Source organism: Streptomyces sp. NPDC002144 (assembly GCF_053593695.1).
Window position 1 is genome coordinate 1 of sequence record NZ_JBSFDB010000016.1, and the last position, 15,381, is coordinate 15,381.

At 70.3% G+C, this 15,381-nt stretch carries 15 protein-coding genes, 1 tRNA gene and 3 pseudogenes; 11 read left to right on the forward strand and 8 right to left on the reverse strand.

Annotated features, from left to right (window positions below):
• Positions 1–108: 108 nt before the first annotated feature.
• Positions 109–354: pseudogene (locus ACWCQ1_RS23985) on the forward strand (replication initiator); the annotation flags it as partial.
• A 224-nt stretch (positions 355–578) separates the two neighbouring features.
• The gene (locus ACWCQ1_RS23990) at positions 579–1,496 is read left to right on the forward strand and encodes a hypothetical protein (RefSeq protein ID WP_451027341.1); all 918 of its coding nucleotides are present in this window, start codon (positions 579–581) and stop codon (positions 1,494–1,496) included.
• Positions 1,497–1,702: 206 nt separating this feature from the next.
• Here the strand turns inward: ACWCQ1_RS23990 and ACWCQ1_RS23995 are convergent, their stop codons facing one another.
• A complete protein-coding gene (locus ACWCQ1_RS23995; protein ID WP_451027342.1) occupies positions 1,703–3,259 on the reverse strand; it encodes a hypothetical protein in 1,557 nt (518 codons plus the stop codon).
• Between the two features lie 260 nt (positions 3,260–3,519).
• Positions 3,520–3,783, reverse strand: coding sequence for an HIT family protein (locus ACWCQ1_RS24000; protein ID WP_451027405.1), 264 nt, complete (start codon positions 3,781–3,783; stop codon positions 3,520–3,522).
• Between ACWCQ1_RS24000 and ACWCQ1_RS24005 the strand changes: the two genes are divergently transcribed.
• The gene (locus tag ACWCQ1_RS24005) at positions 3,664–3,948 is read left to right on the forward strand and encodes a hypothetical protein (RefSeq protein ID WP_451027412.1); all 285 of its coding nucleotides are present in this window, start codon (positions 3,664–3,666) and stop codon (positions 3,946–3,948) included. The two genes, ACWCQ1_RS24000 and ACWCQ1_RS24005, sit on opposite strands and share 120 nt — an antisense overlap.
• A 34-nt stretch (positions 3,949–3,982) precedes the next feature.
• Complete coding sequence (locus ACWCQ1_RS24010) at positions 3,983–4,360, forward strand: hypothetical protein (protein WP_358608065.1); 378 nt, start codon at positions 3,983–3,985, stop codon at positions 4,358–4,360.
• A gap of 223 nt (positions 4,361–4,583) precedes the next feature.
• Here the strand turns inward: ACWCQ1_RS24010 and ACWCQ1_RS24015 are convergent.
• Positions 4,584–4,656: transfer RNA gene (locus ACWCQ1_RS24015), tRNA-Arg, on the reverse strand.
• A 32-nt stretch (positions 4,657–4,688) separates the two neighbouring features.
• On the opposite strand from ACWCQ1_RS24015, the pseudogene ACWCQ1_RS24020 reads away from it, so the two are divergent.
• Positions 4,689–5,256, forward strand: a pseudogene (locus ACWCQ1_RS24020) (hypothetical protein).
• On the opposite strand, the gene ACWCQ1_RS24025 reads toward ACWCQ1_RS24020, so the two are convergent.
• Positions 5,231–6,175: an NADP-dependent oxidoreductase gene (locus tag ACWCQ1_RS24025; protein WP_451027343.1), complete on the reverse strand. Its 945-nt coding sequence runs from the start codon at positions 6,173–6,175 to the stop codon at positions 5,231–5,233. The pseudogene ACWCQ1_RS24020 and the gene ACWCQ1_RS24025 sit on opposite strands and share 26 nt — an antisense overlap.
• 324 nt (positions 6,176–6,499) lie before the next feature.
• On the opposite strand from ACWCQ1_RS24025, the gene ACWCQ1_RS24030 reads away from it, so the two are divergent.
• Positions 6,500–7,006: a MarR family winged helix-turn-helix transcriptional regulator gene (locus tag ACWCQ1_RS24030; RefSeq protein WP_451027344.1), complete on the forward strand. Its 507-nt coding sequence runs from the start codon at positions 6,500–6,502 to the stop codon at positions 7,004–7,006.
• Positions 7,007–7,212: 206 nt separating this feature from the next.
• Here ACWCQ1_RS24030 and ACWCQ1_RS24035 read toward each other — a convergent pair.
• Positions 7,213–7,542 (reverse strand): annotated as a pseudogene (locus ACWCQ1_RS24035) (TetR/AcrR family transcriptional regulator); the annotation flags it as partial.
• A 202-nt stretch (positions 7,543–7,744) separates the two neighbouring features.
• On the opposite strand from ACWCQ1_RS24035, the gene ACWCQ1_RS24040 reads away from it, so the two are divergent.
• The 5 genes from ACWCQ1_RS24040 to ACWCQ1_RS24060 all read left to right on the forward strand — a co-directional run bounded on the left by ACWCQ1_RS24040 (position 7,745) and on the right by ACWCQ1_RS24060 (position 12,310).
• Positions 7,745–8,722, forward strand: a complete 978-nt coding sequence (locus ACWCQ1_RS24040) for an NADPH:quinone oxidoreductase family protein (protein ID WP_451027345.1) — start codon at positions 7,745–7,747, stop codon at positions 8,720–8,722.
• Positions 8,719–9,900, forward strand: coding sequence for an acyl-CoA dehydrogenase family protein (locus tag ACWCQ1_RS24045; protein WP_133046951.1), 1,182 nt, complete (start codon positions 8,719–8,721; stop codon positions 9,898–9,900). Before ACWCQ1_RS24040 ends, ACWCQ1_RS24045 begins: the two co-directional genes overlap by 4 nt.
• The gene (locus tag ACWCQ1_RS24050; RefSeq protein ID WP_451027346.1) at positions 9,897–10,970 is read left to right on the forward strand and encodes an acyl-CoA dehydrogenase family protein; all 1,074 of its coding nucleotides are present in this window, start codon (positions 9,897–9,899) and stop codon (positions 10,968–10,970) included. The genes ACWCQ1_RS24045 and ACWCQ1_RS24050 overlap by 4 nt, the downstream gene beginning before the upstream one ends.
• A gap of 171 nt (positions 10,971–11,141) precedes the next feature.
• Positions 11,142–12,005: a phosphatidylinositol-specific phospholipase C/glycerophosphodiester phosphodiesterase family protein gene (locus tag ACWCQ1_RS24055; RefSeq protein WP_451027347.1), complete on the forward strand. Its 864-nt coding sequence runs from the start codon at positions 11,142–11,144 to the stop codon at positions 12,003–12,005.
• A 110-nt stretch (positions 12,006–12,115) separates the two neighbouring features.
• Positions 12,116–12,310, forward strand: a complete 195-nt coding sequence (locus tag ACWCQ1_RS24060) for a hypothetical protein (protein ID WP_133046948.1) — start codon at positions 12,116–12,118, stop codon at positions 12,308–12,310.
• Positions 12,311–12,322: 12 nt separating this feature from the next.
• Here the strand turns inward: ACWCQ1_RS24060 and ACWCQ1_RS24065 are convergent, their stop codons facing one another.
• From ACWCQ1_RS24065 to ACWCQ1_RS24075, 3 genes are all read right to left on the reverse strand, one after another.
• Positions 12,323–13,570 carry a phosphodiester glycosidase family protein gene (locus ACWCQ1_RS24065; protein WP_207929907.1) on the reverse strand — a complete coding sequence of 416 codons (1,248 nt, stop codon included), beginning with the start codon at positions 13,568–13,570 and terminating at the stop codon, positions 12,323–12,325.
• A gap of 75 nt (positions 13,571–13,645) precedes the next feature.
• On the reverse strand, positions 13,646–14,005 hold the full coding sequence (locus ACWCQ1_RS24070; RefSeq protein ID WP_133046947.1) for a DUF779 domain-containing protein: 360 nt from the start codon (positions 14,003–14,005) through the stop codon (positions 13,646–13,648).
• Between the two features lie 89 nt (positions 14,006–14,094).
• A complete protein-coding gene (locus ACWCQ1_RS24075; RefSeq protein WP_358608086.1) occupies positions 14,095–15,357 on the reverse strand; it encodes a YhgE/Pip domain-containing protein in 1,263 nt (420 codons plus the stop codon).
• Positions 15,358–15,381 lie beyond the last annotated feature (24 nt).

A 15,381-nucleotide genomic window follows, 5' to 3' on the forward strand; every position in this document is an offset into this window, starting at 1 on the left:
ACCGACGACACCGTCCTGCCCACCGAACTCACCGCATAGCCTCAAAGACGAGATCACCGAGTGGCCGTCGATACACCACTCCAGCGGACGTGACCCCCGACCTGCGGGCTGTTCGACTCCTTCACCACCACTCACCCCAGCTTCCATCCCGTCCGCCGTCGACCGACACACCGTGGAGCAGGCGTGGTTCATGGCGTCCAGGTGGAGCGCCGCTACTCCACCACCCTCGGCGCCCTCCGCAACGCCCGCGCCGAATGGCGCCGCGCACAAGCCGCAATCACCAGCACCAACAGCCGCGAGCCCGAAACGACGTACGTCCTCGCCCACTGGGTCTTCGCAGGAACCGGCCTGGCAGGCGGAACGACTGCGGCGGCGCTGGGCGCGTACATCGTCTTCGAGGGCGAGGCCGGGTTCTCGATGACCAGACTGCCCCTCACCCGCAGCCGACAACAACCCGAGGAAGTCAGTAACGCGGTTCCTTCGTTCGGTTCCCTCTGCGCCGTACCAGAGCCGTCCCCAGGCCATAACGATCCTGGATATCATGGGACTTGACGCCTATCGGCGACTATCTTCACATCATGTCCACGCCACCCGAGGCTTCGCAGCCATCTGATCAGCCAGGCGTCCCGGAGACGCCGGCGACCCCGAGCGCGTATCCGCACCCCAAGCCGCAGTCCCCGAATCCGCAGCCCGCGGCTCCGGGTGCGCCGGGATCCGACCCGCCGCCGGCTCCCGCGCCCACACCGGCCCAGCCGAACTTCTACGCCCAGCCCACCCTGGTGGGCCAGCCTGCCCAGCCCCAGCCGGGCAACCCGTATGCCGCGCAGCCCTACTACGGCCCCGTGCCCGTCCCAGCGGCCCCGGGGGGCGGTGGCGGCGCCGGGCGGGCCGTGCTGTGGGCGGTCGTCGGCGCGGTGGTCGCCTCCGCCGCATGGGCGGGCGGCGTGTTCCTCCTCGGCCGGGGCGACAGCGCCGACCTGCGCGGCTACAGCGCCCCCTCGAACCTGTGCACCGGCGCGGACTACTCGTCGTTCAAGGACGAGTACCCGGATGACGACTCCTCGCCGCTCCGCAACTCCCTCAAGTCCGACGCGCTGGACGAGAGTTACTGCAGCCTGAGCCTGAAGAAGACCCCGTCCAGCTACGGGGACGCCTATCTCACCATGCAGATGGACCTGCACAAGAAGACCGATCCGGCGGCGGAGTTCACCGCTCTGTGGAAGAACTACCGCAAGAGCCACTCGGGTTACGACGTGGAGATCGTCAAGGGCATCGGTGACGAGGCGTATCTCGTCAGCAACGACACCACCAGCGGCACAACCAGCGGATCCATCTATGCCACTCTCGCCGTCCGGGACGGCTGGATGACGTACACCATGGGGTTCACCGAGTACCGCACGACGTACGACAGTGACACGAGCCCGCCGGATCTCAGCGAGGTCCGTGACTGGCTGAAGTCGGACACCAAGTCCACACTGGAGCAGACCAAGGACTGAGCGCCGGTGCGGTGGCCGGCCGGCGAGCACCACCTCGACGGCCGGCCTCGGACACCGGACGCATGGAGCCCCGATCCCTGGATTTTCGCGGATCTGCACGTGATCGCACCGTGGCCCGTGATGAAGGAGGGCACTACATGCTCATGGCACACCCGGCGGTTCGCCCCGGCCGGTGACGCTCGGCGCCACCGGCAGGGAACGGCCCGTCAGTAACCACTGCCGAGGCCCTGCGTGGTGTAGGAGCACTCGGTGTAGATGTAGGCAGAGCTGATCTTGACGGTGTCCTTGGCGGGCGACGAGGTGGTGCGGTTCTTGGGCTTGTGGACGAAGTAGGTGGTGCCCGCTGGCAGGCTGATGGTGCGCTGGGGGTAGCTTTTGCCGCTGGAGCAGGGCTTGAAGCCGGGGGTGATGGTGTCGGTGAAGGAGTAGGCCTTGCAACTGCCGCAGGCCTTGAGGGTGAAACTGCCGGTGACGGGGCCGGTGTAGAGGACGGTGATGTCGTCGGGGCTGTCGTTCTTCACCGTCACCGAGATGCCGCCGCCGGAGGCGGTGGTGGGCAGCTTCTTGCCGGCGGCCGGGATGGTCTGGGCGATCTCGGCGGCTATGGCGATCTTCTGGGCGCGGGCCCGGTTCTTGTCGTGCTTGTGAGCGGAGGCGAAGTCGGTGAGGGTCTGCTGAGCCCCATTGAAGTCGCCGTGCTTGTACTGGTGGACGCCGCAGTCGTAGTCACCGGCGTCGGCCTTCGCGCCCGCCCGGTCGGCGTCCTTGTCGAGGTCGCTCGACTGCTCGCCCGCGCTGCCGGACAGGTCGCCGATCTGGGTCTTCAGCTCGCGCAGCTGGGAGACGGCGGCGCACGGGTCGTCGCCCTGTACCTCCTTGGCGGCGGCGTCGACGGCCGAACTCACCGCGGGGGCGACCTTCGCGGCCGGCTCGGAGTCGGGGAAGGTGTCCAGCAGGTTGCCGTACTGCGTGACCCAGTCCGAGTCGCCATTGGACATCCGCTGCGAACCGCACTCGTACAGCGAGGTGGCGAGCCGGTCGTCGGGCCATGTGCGCAGAGAGCCGATGGCGTCCTTGGGCATGGTGTCGGGCACCGTGCGCAGGTACTCGAGCGGTGCGACGGCGTCGCAGTAGTTCTTGTGACCGTAGGCCGCGCCCACCGTCGCGTAGTAGGTCCTCATCCGGTCGGGGACCTCGGCCGCCGCGCGGGAGCCCGAGTGGTGGACCGCGAGGTTCCGGTAGGTCTCGAGCGCCGACCTGTAGTCGGACTTGCCGCTGCCGAACGAGTCCCGGCCAGCCGCCGTCACCAGGTCGTCGGCCTTCTGGAGCCGGTCGAGGAGGGCCTGCTCGATGGCCTCCTGGCGGGCGTTGTCGTACAGCACGGATCCGCCCACCGGTACGGCGAGCAGCGCCACGCCCAGCAGGATCGCGATCGGCGACCGTCCCGGCCAGGCCAGGCGCGTGCGCAGTGCGACGACGGCGCCGTGGACGGCGGTCAGCACCAGGAACACGACGTACAGGCCGAGCGCGAGCCCGGGCACGCCGTCGGCGTCCGCAGGCAGCGCCATCAGCAGCAGGACGACGGTCGCCGCCCAGCACACGGCGGCCAGGACCCAGCGGCGCATCAGCGCGTAACCCAGGCCCAGACCGCTGAGGTTGAGCAGGGCGACGGCGACGGCCCGGCCTGCGTCCGGCGGCGCGGGCGGAGGACTCGACGGCATGGGCGGTACGAATCTGTTCTGCCCGTAGACATCCCCAGACATGGTGGGCTCCCCCCGTCAATACAGCCCGCTTGCTTATGAATTGGCAGTGTACGGCCAATGGTAAGGAGCCGACAGGCCAGATCTTCGCGAGCGACCAGCCCTGGTCCAGCGCCTACACCCGGCAGACGCACCCAAGCCTCTGGAGGACCTGAAGAACATCCAGCCCTGACCCATGAATCTCATGACTGGTGAGGATGCGGGGCCGGTTGAACTCGAACGGAGCTCGGCCGTACAGGATCTGGCCTTCGGCCCACCACACCTCACGGATGTCCGTAGCGGTATCCGCTGCGCGCAAGGCCATCTCTGACCCGTGCGGCGTCGTCATCCAGGTCTGCTCGGGACCGATCCAGCCACCTGACCTCCAACCGGAACCCGTCGTCCGCGGTACGGGGGAAAACGTGCACGTGAAGATGGAAGACCGTCTGATCGGCCACCTCGCCATCGGCGAGAAACACGTTCACTCCCTCACACGGCAGCTCGGAGCGCCGCAGTGCCCGCGCCAGCAGATGGACGACCTGAAACAGGTGCGCCGTCAAAGTCTGGTCGATGTCCTCCAGGCCCGCGGCGTGCGTCTTACAGTAGGTGGTCTCCAGCTTGCGGCCGTCGTCAAGGCGCTTGTCAGTGCCGTCTCTTACGCTCCGCTCTTGAACATCCAGTTCGAATTGAGAGGGGACGCGGATGGGCGGTAATGCATGGACTCATACGGGCCCGTATCGGCGTGACTTGGCGGCCGCGTTCCGGCAGGAGCAGGAAGACGAGCTGGCACGGGACAATCACGGCTTCGAGGGGCGGTCCGTCGAGGAACTGTGGCATGACCCAGCGTGGCAGGAGTACATCTTCACCGGCGGCACGGGCTCCGTGTTGGACTTCCCTCTCATGATCGAGGCCGCGGACAGCGATGACGGTCCGTTCATGCGGCCGCTGACCGATGACGAGGTGCGAGCGTGGGCTCCTCACGGCCGGCCCACCTACGAGGAGTGGGACGCCGCGCTCGACTCCGAGCAACTGGACTTCCCAGGCCGCGCCCGGGGGAATTGCACAGTGCTCTACCGCAACGGTAGGCCCGCGCAGATCGCCTATTGGGGGGTCACTGCCGATTAGGGGAGTCGGTGCAGCCTTGCGATGCGGTCCCACACCTGTCCCGGGTCCGGGCCGCATCGTTTTGCGGGCTCACCTGCGGCGATGCCTCAAGATCCCGTCCACGCCTCGTCCACAGACCTCGACATAGAGCAGCTTCGGGCCGCATACGCCTGCACATACGCGAAGACCCCGGCCTCAGCGTTTCCGCTGGTGACGGGATCTTTGGGCACCTCATCTGCGGTGCCCCCGGCAGGATTCGAACCTGCGCACACGGCACCGGAGGCCGTGTGCTCGCCGACCGCATGCCCAACTGCGATCTGTACCTGGTGGCCAACACCGGCGGCCGCCGATGACCTTCCCTTCCGTCTTCGGAGTCGTCCACCTCGGCTACATCGTCATCGAGACCGAACGGTTCACCGACTGGCGCCGCTTCGGCACCGACGCCATCGGCATGCACCGCGACGACCTCGACACCGGTGTGATGCGGTTCCGCTTCGAGCGGATCGAGGCGCGCATCTGGGCCCACGGCGTCCCGCTCGGTCCCAAGGCCATCGCAGGTTCGCGGCTATGTCGACACCGTCTTCAACGCCCGCCTCACCGACTGCATCGACGAGACGATCAGCGGCGTCAAGCTGAAGATCCGCTTCCTGCGGGTCAACGAACGCCACCACTCCATCGCCGTCGCCGCCGTCCTGTGGCGCCTCAGCACCCACCAGGGCATCAGCATCAGGGGCCATACGCCGGTCGGGCAGACCATCATCGACAAGCTGAACCAGTTCCGCCTCGCCGCCCGCTCCGTCATCCGCCCCGAGACCACGGTCCCCTCCCTGAGCAGGTGTTCCCCGATGCCGATGATGTCGCCGACGTCGCCCTTTCGGTGGGGGAGCGGCGTCAGGCAGTGGGCGGGAGGACGATGACCTTGCCGTGCACCGCGCCTTCGGCGGCCCGGGCGTGGAGCGCCCGCAGTTCGGCCAGCGGCACCCGCTCGGCGACATCGACGCGCAGCTGTCCGCCGTCGATCAGCGCCACCAGCCGCGCCAGCTGCTCGGCGTCGCTGCGGACGAACAGGTCGACGCCTCGCACGTCGTGCTCCTCGTCGGAGGGCGCGGGCATCCACACCGTGGTGTTCACCAGTACTCCGCCGGGGCGGATCAGGCCGGGGAGCGCGGCCAGTTGTGCCGGGTCGACCGGCGCGAGGTTGAGGACGAGGTCGACCGGCTCGGTCACCGAGGCGGTCACCTCCGTGGAGGTGTGGTCGACGACCTCGTCGGCGCCCGCCGTCCTGACCTGCTCGCCGCTGCGGGGACTGGCTGTGGCGATGACGTGGGCGCCGGCGTTCTTGGCCAGCTGCACGGCGTAGCCGCCGACCGCTCCGCCGGCGCCGTTGATCAGCACCCGCTGTCCCGCCGTCAGCTTGCCGTGGTCGAACAGCGCCTGCCACGCGGTGAGGCCCACCACCGGCAGCGCGGCGGCGTCGGGCAGCGGGAGGCTCTTGGGGGCCGGCGTGAGGATGTCGGCCGGGGCAAGGACGTACTGGGCGGCGGCTCCGGGCTTGTCCATCGGCAGGAAGCCGATGACGTCGTCGCCGACCGCGATGCCGTCCACGCCCTCGCCGAGCGCGTCGACGGTGCCGGAGACGTCGATGCCGGGGGTGTGCGGCAGGACCACCGGGATGGGGCCCTGCATGAAGCCGCCGCGGATGTTGCCGTCGACGGAGTTGAACGACGTCGCGGCCACCTGGATCCGGACCTCGCCGGCCCCGGGGACGGGAAGCTCCACGTCCTCGTGGCGCAGGGCGCCCGGGTCGCCGTACTCGTGGAAACGCACAGCCTTCATTTCGGTTCTCACCTTCGCTGCGATCCGATGTGCTTCGAATTCGAAGCAACTGCTGACGACGATACATCTGCTTCGAATTCGAAGCAAGTGGTGCCAGTCACCGGCGATGCGAGCGCATCCGAGCTGCTCCACCACCTCCACCTCGGCGCGCGCACCGCCCGACGCCGGCGACCGGCACACGGCCTCCGCGATCCCGTGATGTCGCCGGACGGTTCCGCGGCCTCGGTCAGCAGCTGCGGGAGATCTCGCCTTATCGGAGGTGATGCGGTGCTGCCCACGCTGGTCGCTCCACACTCTTCGAATTCGAAGCAGTACACTCCGGTCATGCCTGAATCGCCGCCGTCGCTCGACCCCGAACAGCTGGGCGCCTACTTCGACCTCATCGAGGTCGCCAGCCTGCTCCGGCACGCGGTCGAGCAGCAGCTGCGCGAGAGCGGCGATCTCAGCTACGTGCAGTTCCAGCTGCTGGCCCGCCTCGGCGACTCACCCACGGGCAGCCACCGCATGACCGACCTGGCCGACGGCGTCGTCTACAGCCGCAGCGGCCTGACCTACCAGGTGGGTCTGCTCGAGAAGGACGGCCTGGTCGTCCGCGCTCCTTCGCCGGACGACGAGCGCGGCGTCACCGTCACCATCACCGAGGCCGGGCGCGCGCTGCTCGGCAAGGTGCTGCCGGGACACGTCGAGGTGGTCAACGGCCTTCTCTTCGAGCCGCTTTCGCGCGACGACGTCAGGGCGCTCGCCGGCCTGCTGGCGCCGGTGCGCGACCACATGCGCTCGACACCGCCCCGCTCGGCCACGCCTCGCCGCCGCAAAGATCTCCGAAGCTGAGTCGTCACACCCGTCGGCGGCCGAACCGGGCCGGTGTCGCGGCGGCCTCGGAGACGGTCAGGCGTGATCCGGAGGCGGTGAGTGCCGTGGCCGCTTCCTCGCCCGCGGTCAGAACGGCGGCGCTGGGGTTGTCGCGGCTGCTGCGGGGGAGCGGCTGAGCCGTCGGCCCCCTCTGCCCTGACTCGGGAACAGCTTGCAGATGACCCGGCGATCCGTTGCCGGGAGACCGCGCGCACCTGGAGGAACACCGCCCGGCCCCGGGGTTCCGTGGGGCGCCGCTCCAGCGCGAGGATCAGGCCCGGGCGGAGGAAGTCCGGCGCGTCGACCAGGGATCGCGCCACGTTCGCGGCCATCAGTGCGGCCCGTTCCAGCGGGGTCCCGGCGTCCTCGCCCGGCGGTTCGACCGCCCGCAGCCAGGTCTCGAAGCTGCGCTCGATGACCGCGGCGATCAGGTAGTCCTTGTCCTCGAAGTGCCAGTAGATCGAGCCGGCCGGCAGCCCGCACTTGGCGCTGACGGCCGCGATCGATGTGCCCTCGTCAGCGGCAGCGGCATGGAACAGATCCGCTCGGCCTCGGTGGCGAACTGTCGCAAGCCCAGCGCTGGGCGGTCGGACGGGTCCGTGCTGCGGGCCACTGAGCGGTTTGGCCGAAGGCGGTTCCCAGGTGGGCAAGCGACCGCTTAGTATGCGAGTGACCCGGTCGGACGAAGCAGTCGACGCAGTCCCGTGGAGGCACCGCATGCAGGCATGGCAAGTGCACGAGAACGGCGAGCCGAGTGAGGTGATGCGCCTCGCGGAGGTCGCGCCGCCCACGCCCGGCGAGGGCCAGGTGCTGCTGAAGGTGCGTGCCGCCAACATCAACTTCCCGGACGTGCTGATGGCCCGCGGCCAGTACCAGGTGCGCCCGCCGCTGCCCTTCACGCCGGGCGTGGAGATCTGCGGCGAGACCGAGGACGGGCGCCGCGTGATCGCGAACCCCGCGCTGCCCTACGGCGGCTTCGCCGAGTACGCTGTCGCGGACGCCGCCGCCGTACTGGCCGCCCCGGACTCGTTGGACGACGCCGAGGCCGCCGCACTGCACATCGGCTACCAGACGGGCTGGTTCGGCCTGCACCGCCGGGCGCACCTGGAGGCCGGGGAGACGCTGCTGGTCCACGCTGCCGCAGGAGGGGTCGGCAGCGCGGCCGTACAGCTCGGCAAGGCGGCCGGGGCGCGGGTCATCGGTGTCGTGGGCGGCGCCGAAAAGGCCGTGGTGGCCCGGGAGCTGGGCTGTGACGTCGTCATCGACCGGCGCGGTGAGGACGTCGTGAGCGCGGTCAAGGAGGCCACCGGGGGCCGGGGCGCCGACGTGATCTACGACCCGGTCGGCGGCGAGGCCTACACGCAGTCGACCAAGGTCGTCGCCTTCGAGGGCCGGATCGTCGTCGTCGGCTTCGCCAGCGGGAACATCCCCGCGCCCGGGCTCAACCACGCGCTGGTGAAGAACTACTCGATCCTCGGTCTGCACTGGGGCCTGTACAACACCAAGAACCCCAAGCTGGTCCAGCACTGCCACGAACAGCTCACCGAACTCGCCGCCCGGAGCGCCATCAAGCCGCTGGTCAGCGAGCGGGTGCCGCTGCAGGAGGGCGCGGCGGCCGTGCAGCGCGTCGCCGACGGTGTGACCACCGGCCGGGTGGTCGTCGTCCCGTCGCTGGAGAAGGGAGCCGCCGCATGACCGACGCAGCCGAACTGCGGCGCCGCACAAGGGAGTTGCTGGCCGCGTATCCGCCGGCCGGCACCGACCGTCTGGACTTCCTCAGGGCCCGCTTCGACGCGGGGCTGGCCTGGGTGCACTACCCCGAGGGCCTCGGTGGCCTGGGCGCGCCCCGGTCCCTGCAGACCGTCGTGGACGCCGAGCTGGAGGCCGCCGGGGCCCCCGACAACGATCCCCGGCGCATCGGCATCGGGCTGGGCATGGCCGCGCCGACCATCCTGAAGTACGGGACCGAGGAGCAGAAGCAGCGCTATCTGCGGCCCCTGTGGGTGGGGGAGGAGGTCTGGTGCCAGCTCTTCAGCGAGCCGGGCGCCGGCTCCGACCTGGCCGCGCTCGGCACGCGCGCCGTCCGGGAGGGCGACGACTGGGTGGTCAACGGGCAGAAGGTGTGGACGTCCAGCGCCCATGTCGCCCGCTGGGCCATCCTCATCGCCCGCACCGACCCGGACGTGCCCAAGCACGCGGGCATCACGTACTTCATCTGCGACATGACCGACCCCGGCGTCGAGGTTCGGCCGCTGCGGCAGATCACCGGCGAGGCGGAGTTCAACGAGGTCTTCCTGACCGACGTCCGCATCCCGGACTCGCGGCGCCTCGGCGAGGTCGGCGACGGCTGGCGGGTGGCGCAGACCACGCTGAACAACGAGCGCGTCGCCATCGGCGGCATGCGGCTGCCCCGCGAGGGCGGCATGATCGGCCCCGTCTCGAAGACCTGGCGTGAGCGGCCCGAGTTGCGCACCCACGACCTGCACCAGCGGCTGCTGAAGCTCTGGGTCGAGTCCGAGGTCTCCCGCCTCACCGCCGAGCGCCTGCGCCAGCAGCTGGTCGCCGGCCAGCCCGGCCCCGAGGGCGCCGGCATGAAGCTCGCCTTCGCCCGCCTCAACCAGGAGATCAGCGGCCTGGAGGTCGAACTCCTCGGCGAGGAGGGCCTGTTGTACGACGACTGGACCATGCGGCGCCCGGAGCTGGTGGACTTCACGGGCCGCGAGGCCGGCTACCGCTATCTGCGCTCCAAGGGCAACAGCATCGAGGGCGGGACCAGCGAGGTCCTGCTGAACATCGTCGCCGAGCGGGTCCTGGGCCTGCCCGCCGAGCCGCGCACCGACAAGGACGTCGCCTGGAAGGACCTGGCCCGATGACCGACCTGCTGTACTCGGAGGAGGAAGAGGCTCTGCGGGCGGCCGTACGGGACCTGCTCGCCGACCACTGCGACGCACCGGGCGTCATCGCCCGCGCCGAGTCTGACGCCCCGCACGACCTCGCCGCCTGGAAGGCCCTCGTCGACGGCATGGGCCTCGCGGGCCTGCTGGTGCCCGAGGCGCACGGCGGCCAAGGTGCCACCCATCGCGAAGTCGCCGTTGTCCTGGAGGAGTTGGGCCGCGCGGTCGCCCCGGTGCCCTACCTCGCCAGCGCCGTCGTCGCCACAGAGGCCCTGCTGGAGTGCGGGGACGAGGACCTGCTCGGCCGGCTGGCCTCCGGACGGGACATCGGGGTGCTCGCGGTCGGGCTGCACCGCGCTCCGGGCACCGCGTTTCCCACCGTACGGCTGGAAGGCGGCGCCCTGCACGGGGAGTTGACCGGCATCGCGGACGCCGCCGTGGCGGAGGTACTGCTGGTGCCGGCCGAGGACGGCGGGCTGTACGCGGTGGAGGCCGCCGACGCGGCCGTCACCCCGCAGGTGTCCCTGGATCTCACCCGGCCGCTGGCCACCGTCACCCTCGACGGCACCCGGGGCCGACGCCTCGGCGACGCCGGACCCGCCGTCCGGCGGGCGCTGCGAGCCGGTGCCGGACTGCTCGCCTCCGAGCAACTCGGGCTCGCGGAATGGATGTTGACGGAGACCGTGCGCTACCTGAAGGAGCGCAAGCAGTTCAACCGGCCCGTCGGCGGCTTCCAGGCGCTCAAGCACCGGCTCGCCCAGCTGTGGCTGGAGGTCGCGAGCCTGCGTGCCGCTGCCCGCAACGCGGCCGACGCGCTCACCACCGGCGAGGACACCGACCTCGCGGTGGCCGTCGCCCAGGCCTACGCGTCGCCCGTCGCCGTCCACGCCGCCGAGGAGGCGCTGCAGTTGCACGCCGGCATCGGCATGACCTGGGAACACCCCGTCCACCTCTACCTCAAGCGGGCCAAGTCCGACTCGATCGCCTACGGCACGGCCGGCGCCCACCGTGGCGCGGTGGCCGAACTCGTCGACCTGCAGGCCCCCTGACGGTCACTTGGTGAAGCCCGCCCCACCTGGGGCGGGCTTCTTCGTGCGCCCGTGCCGAAGGAGTGAACGGGTGACGGCGGTCCGGCCAACTCCTGGCATGTACAGGTTCATAGGGTGCCAACGCGCCTCATACTCCCTGTGGTTCCGACCCGCCCCACAGGGAGGCAGAACATGGCCCTCGTCACCCGCCGCAGAGCCCTCACCACCTTCGGCGCCACGCTCGCCGCCGTGCTCGCCCCGCCGGCCGGCAGCGCGTTCGCGGACGGACGCAAGCACACCAGGCGCCCGTTGTGGCGCGCCCACGCCCACAACGACTACGAGCACCCGCGCCCCCTCTTCGACGCGCTCGACCACCGGTTCGGCAGCGTCGAGGCCGACATCTTCCTCGTCGGCGACCAGCTGCTGATCGGGCACACCGTCGACGACCTCGACCCGACCCGTACCCTCGAGTCCCTCTACCTCGACCCGCTGGCCCGCATCGTCAAGGCCAACCACGGCTCCGTGTACCGGGGTTGGCACCGGCCGCTGCAGCTGCTCATCGACATCAAGACCGAGGGCTCCTCGACGTACCTCGAACTCGACCGCCATCTCCAGCGCTACAAGCACCTGTTCACGACCTACGCCCACGGCCGTGTCCACCCCGGCGCCGTCACCAACGTCATCTCCGGCGACCGGGCCGCCCGCATCCCCATGGAGGCGCAGAGCGTGCGCCGCGCCTTCTACGACGGCCGCCTCACCGACCTCGGCACCGCGGCACCCTCCTCCTTCGTCCCGCTGATCAGCGACAACTGGCAGCTCAACTTCACCTGGCTGGGCGTGGGCGCCTTCCCCGACGCCGAGCGGCAGAAGCTGCGCGGCATCATCGGCCAGGCGCACAAGACCGGGCAGAAGGTGCGGTTCTGGAACACCCCCGACGTGGCCGGGCCCGCCCGGGACGCGCTGTGGACCGAACTGCTCGCCGCCGGCGTCGACTACTTCAACACCGACGACCTCGCCGGACTGGAGTCCTTCCTGGACTCGCACAAGGCGAGCTGAGAACCACACGTTCGGAGGACAGGTCAGCCGCCCGGACGAACCCCCCGCTACGCCACACTTACGGCCGAAAGCCGTGAACCGCATGTGCGGCGTGGCGGAGGAGGTTGACGATGGCGATTTCCATCTCTGTGGTGCTGCTGTTCCTGATCCTGGCGGTGATCTTCCTGCGCAGCGGCGGGCTGAAGTTCTCGCACGCCCTGGTCTGCATGCTGCTGGGTTTCTTCCTGGCCGGCACCAGCATGGCGCCCACCATCCACAGCGGCCTCACGGCGACCGCCGACATCGTCAGCAGCCTGCATCCGTGAGGCCGTGCGCGGTCACCGCTTGACGAAGACCCCGATGCCGTTGGGGACCGGGCGCTCCGTGTCCCCGGACGGATGATTGCGTACGGTCACACCGCTCGCGCCCGGTGCCCGGGCGACCAGCGTGGTCGAGCCGCCGCCGTCCAGGCTGAAGGCGTCCACCGAGCCCAACGCCCGCATCTCGTCCGCCACTTCGGCGATCGTCAGGCCCTTGCGGTACTGGGGCGCGCCGTCGAGTGCGAACAGCAGGACGCGTCTGCCGCCGTGCGCGATGCCGACGGCCGTCCGTACCGCCGCCGTGCCGTTGTCCAGCCCGGCCAGCGGCCGTCCGCCCCTGAGTACCGGGTAGCCGCCGAGGGCGAAGCGGTACGGGATCCTGGAGGTGGCCGCGACCAGACGGTGCGTCACCGTCACCCGCTCGCCCTTCACGAGCCTGCGCAGCCGGTCCGCGCCCGCCTCCCGGCCGAGGAGGACCGTGGTGCCCGTCGCGATCGCGCCGGCACCCGGTGTGGCCGACGCCGACACCACCCGGCCGTGCCGGACCGTCACCTCATAGGTGTCCTTGCTGCACGCGGCCGCCCGGTCGGTGTCCGTGCCGCAGGTGGCACGCAGCCGGGAGGCGCCGCCCCAGTCCGAGGTGAACGCGCCCACCGAGTTCACCGGCAGCGCGAACTGGTTGAACCCGCCGAGGGGCAGGCGCCCCACCGGTGTGCGGACCGTCCCCTGGAGGGCCAGGTGGTCCAGCCGGGCCCTGCGGTCGATGCCCACCCCGAGCACGTCCTCGGTGCTGGTGCCGGGCGGCAGCGCCGGGCCGAAGCGCTGGCCGTCCGGCACGGACGCCTTCAGCGGGTGACCGCTCGCGATCGCCGGTCCGTCCGTGGAGCCGGTGGCCTCGACGCCCGGGTGCTGGGTCTCGGTGATGTTGAAGAAGTCGCCGTTGACGCCCGCGACCGCGCGCTGGGCGTCGGCGAGCCGGGAGACGGGCGCCCGGGCGGCCACCGCGCCCGGGTACAGCAGGTCGAGCCGGACGTGCGTGTCGCGCAGGTCGACGGTCACCAGATGGGCATGGGTGAGCCCCTTCGCCCCCTGGACGTCGAACTGCCGGTAGGTGACGCCCTTCGCTATCGCGGTGACGGCGGGTACGCCGCTGGCCGGTGCCGCCCCCACCAGGGCGGCACCGGCCAGCGCGCCGAATGCCGTGAGAAGAGCGAGTACGGATCTGTTGGATCTGCCTGCCGGGAAACGCCTCTGACGATGCGTCACACTGCCCCCTGAGGTCTCGTCAACTGTCCCGGGTACCAAGGGAAGTGGAGCAGAAGACGGGGACCTGCGGGGTGGCTAGGCGTCGACTACACGAGAACGGGTGAGAAAACGCACCCCCTCGGGTGCCTCCAGCGAGAAACCGCTGCCACGGCCCGACACGACGTCCACGATCAGCCGGGTGTGGCTCCAGGCCTCGTACTGGCTTCGCGCCATCCAGAACGTCACCGGCTCCGGCACGCCCTCGACCTCGAGCTCCGCCAGCAGCACGTCCGAACCGCCGGTGCGGAACTCGCCGTCGGGGTAGCACATGGGCGCGCTGCCGTCGCAGCAGCCGCCGGACTGATGGAACATCAGCGGTCCGTGCGTGGCCCGCAGCCGGCGCAGCAACTCGGCGGCCGCGGGGGTGAGCTCGACACGCGGGGTCTCCTCGTCCATGGGGCCAGGGCAGCACACCGGAGGTTGCGAGAGGGTTGCACACTCCCGCGCCCCCTCCGGTGACGGGCGCTGCGGCTCAGGCACATCGGTCAGGCCGGCTGGGGCGTGAGGCGGGCGTGGCCCCTGCGGTCGTAGTAGCGGGTCATGGCGAAGCCGAAGAGCAGGGCGAGGGCCGCGCCGATGACGATCATGATCCAGGAGCGGGTCAGGCCGGCGTCACCGCGGGCGTCGAAGTAGAGGATGGCGCGCACTCCGTCGCTGAGCTGGCGCATGGGCTCGAAGTTGGAGAGGAAGCGGTAGAAGCCGGGGACGGCCTGCAGGGGGACGGTGGCTCCGGAGGACGGCAGGCCCAGCACGATGAAGACGAACATGGAGACCAGCTGGCCGACCCCGCCGAACGCGGCGTTGATGGCCTGCACGCCGAGGCCGACGGCGAGGGAGGCACAGTAGGAGTAGATCCACAGCAGGGGCAGGTGGCTCGCGTCCATGTCCAGGATGCTGATCGTCGCGAGCATGATCAGGGAGACGGTGAGGACCGTGATGCCCGCGGTCATGGCCATCTTCAGCAGCAGCGTCTGCGTGCGGTTGATCGGGACCGTGGGCAGCCGGGTGTGCCAGGGGCCGATCTCGTTGTCGGCGTAGCCGAGCGAGGTGTCGACGGCGTTGCTGATGACGTTGCCGCCGATGAAGCCGGCCAGCACGAGCAACAGGGTGTAGTAGAAGGCGCTCAGGCCCAGGCCGCTGTGGCTGCCGAGGGGATGGCCGACCTGGGTGACGACGTTGACCGGGTCGGCCAGCAGCAGCTTGGTCGTGGCGTCGGCCCGCGCGTCCGCCCGGGTGAGCTGCTTGCCGATGGTCTGTGACGCCTGGTGCGCGGCCTGCGTGGTGATCTGACTGGCGAGGGAGGAACCCAGGCTGCCCTTGCCGGGGTTGGTCAGCACCGTCATCGTGGGCCGCTCGGTGGCGTCGCTGGTGGCGAGCGCGGTGACGGAGTCCGTGAAGTTCGCGGGGATGACCAGGGCGCCGTACACCTTCCCGGAGTCGAGCTGGTCCTGCGCCTGGGCGAGGGTCAGGGTGCGCCACGCCGCCTTGTCGCTGGAGGTGTCGGAGGTGATGGCGGCGGCGATCTGCGTGCCCGCGTTCTGCTGCTGACCGGCCGGCGGTCTGCCCGTGTCACCGTTGACCAGGGCGATCGGAAGATGGTGCAGATCGCCCTGCGGGTTGACGATGCCGCCCATGTAGAGGAGGGACAGCAACAGGGCGAGCAGCCCGGTCAGCAGGGTGGGCATCAGCCACAGCTTGGGGCGGCCCAGCAGGGTGACGGCACGGGCCGGGGGACTGGCGTCGGCCATGGTTCTCCCTAGGACGTGGGGACG